Genomic DNA, 2,569 nt, shown 5'->3' on the forward strand with positions numbered 1-2,569 from the left:
GATATACACTTATAAAAATAAATAAGAAATATTTTTACTAAACTATGTTAATTATTAAAAATAGCTATAATTAAAACTAAAAAATTATAATATTTATTGAATTAAACAAGTATTAAATTAAAATATTAAAAGTAAAAATGTAAGATATTTATTAAATTAAGATTAATTTTGTGATAATAATGGTAACAAGTAAAATTTTAGTTTCAGGAATAGTTCAAGGAGTAGGATTTAGACCAACAGTATACAGAATAGTTAGTAAACTAAAATTAAATGGAAGTATTAGAAACCTTGGAAATATTGTAGAAATAATTTTACAAGGAAATAAAAATGACATATTAGAATTTAAAACAATTTTATACAATGAACTTCCTCCAATAGCTAAAATAGAAAAATTCCAACTTGAATGGATAGATTCAGATAAAAAATATACTGATTTTAAGATACTTAAAAGTTCAGATAATTATAGTGGAAGTTCAGTTATTCCACCAGATGTTGCAACATGTGACAAATGTCTTGAAGAAATTACTAATCCTAATAATAGAAGATATTATTATCCATTTAATGCTTGTTGTGATTGTGGACCTCGTTTTACAGTAATTGAATCTGTACCATATGATAGAGATAAAACTAGTATGGATGAATTTCCACTATGTGATGAATGTGAAAAAGAATATAAAAATCCATTAGATAGACGTTACCATGCAGAAGCAATGTGCTGTAGTAAATGTGGACCTTCACTTAAATTATATGATTCAGATAAAAATCTAATTGAAAATGATAATCTAATTAAAGAAACTATAAAATTACTTGATGAAGGAAATATAATAGCTTTAAAAGGAATTGGTGGAACACATCTTGTTTGTAAAACAAGTGATAATGAAGTTGTAGAAAAATTAAGATCTAGATTAAATAGACCTTCTCAAGCATTTGCAGTAATGTCACACAATATTAAAAATGCTAGTAAATATGCAGATATTAGTCAACTTGAAAAAGAAAGTTTAAACTCAAGACAAAGACCTATAGTTGTATGTAAAAAAAGTAAAGATTATAATCTTGGAGATTCAGTTGCACCTGGATTACATACAATAGGTATAATGTTACCTTATACACCATTACATCATCTTTTATTTATTGAAAATGAAAAAATTAATGGAGATTTAGCATATATTATGACTTCTGCTAATATTCCTGGAGAACCTATGATGATTGATAATGAAAGTATACTAAATAATCTTGAAGGAATATATGATTATGCATTAATACACAATAGAAAAATCATAAATCGCTGCGATGATTCAGTTATTAAATATAGAAATAATAAACTTTCATTTATTAGACGTTCAAGAGGATATACTCCAGAACCATATGAAATATCAAGTAAAATTAAAGCATTAAATGAGAATATAAACAATAAAAATATATTAGCTCTTGGTCCAGAACTTGATGTAACATTTACTATATTAAATCATGGTCTTGCATATGTATCACAACATATTGGTAATACAAATAAATATAAAACATATGAATTTTTACAAGATGCTATTAAACATATGATGATTATTACAAAAACACAAGATTTTGATTTAATTGCATGTGATATGCATCCACAATTTTTTACAACAAAACTTGGAAAAGAATACTCTAAAAAATTTAATGCACCACTTATACCTGTTCAACACCACCATGCACATGGAATTAACCTTGCAAATGATAATAATCTTGATGAATTAATATTCATTGCAGCAGATGGAGTAGGTTATGGAGATAATAAAACAGCTTGGGGTGGAGAAATATTATATACAGATATTAAAAATTATGAAAGACTTGGTTCACTTCAAGAACAAAAAATGCCTGGTGGAGATTTATGTACTAAATATCCTGCAAGAATGTTAATGTCTATATTATTAAATGATGAAAAAACAAATACGGAAGATATAATTAACTTAATGAATAAAAACTATAAAAATTACTTTAATTATGGTTCAGTAGAAATAAATAGTCTTGTAAAACAAATTAACTCTAATCTTAATGTTGGAATAAGTACAAGTACTGGAAGAGTATTAGATTCTGTATCTACTGCATTAAATATTTGTGGTTCACGTAGCTATGAAGGAGAAGCTAGTATGAAATTAGAATCTGCAGCATATGGTGCTAATCAAGATTTAAATATTCCAATAAATATCTATAAAAAATCTAATAGATATATTTTAGATACAACAAGTATATTAGAAGAAGTAATTAATCTTAAAAACAAAAACGAAAAAACAAAAGAAATTGCATCTGCTGCACAAAGAGCTATAGCAGAAGGTCTTAGTAAAATAGCTATATTAGCTGCAGAAGATAAAAATATTAAAGATATTGGAGCTACAGGTGGTGTTTTCTATAATGAAGAAATCACTTTAACTTGTAAAAATATTATAGAAAATGCAGGATATAATTTCATACAACATGATAATTCCTGTTGTGGTGATGGATCTGTTTCTTTAGGTCAATCTATTGTAGCAAGTCAATATTTATAATATTATATAATATAATTAAACTAAATTTTTAATAAATTATATTATTTTAT

The 2,569-nt window shown here is 25.1% G+C and carries 1 protein-coding gene; it reads left to right on the top strand.

Annotated elements, in window-relative coordinates:
- Window positions 1-179: 179 nt before the first annotated feature.
- The gene (hypF, locus tag BGI41_RS07710; RefSeq protein ID WP_088540118.1) at window positions 180-2,519 is read left to right on the top strand and encodes a carbamoyltransferase HypF; all 2,340 of its coding nucleotides are present in this window, start codon (window positions 180-182) and stop codon (window positions 2,517-2,519) included.
- Window positions 2,520-2,569: the final 50 nt, after the last annotated feature.

The sequence above is a fragment of the Methanobrevibacter sp. 87.7 genome (assembly GCF_002208625.1).
Lineage (GTDB): Archaea > Methanobacteriota > Methanobacteria > Methanobacteriales > Methanobacteriaceae > Methanarmilla.

Bases quoted from the DNA above. Each gene is read 5' to 3' on its own strand.
- hypF (WP_088540118.1), top strand. From the start codon at position 180: ATGGTAACAAGTAAAATTTTAGTTTCAGGAATAGTTCAAGGAGTAGGA.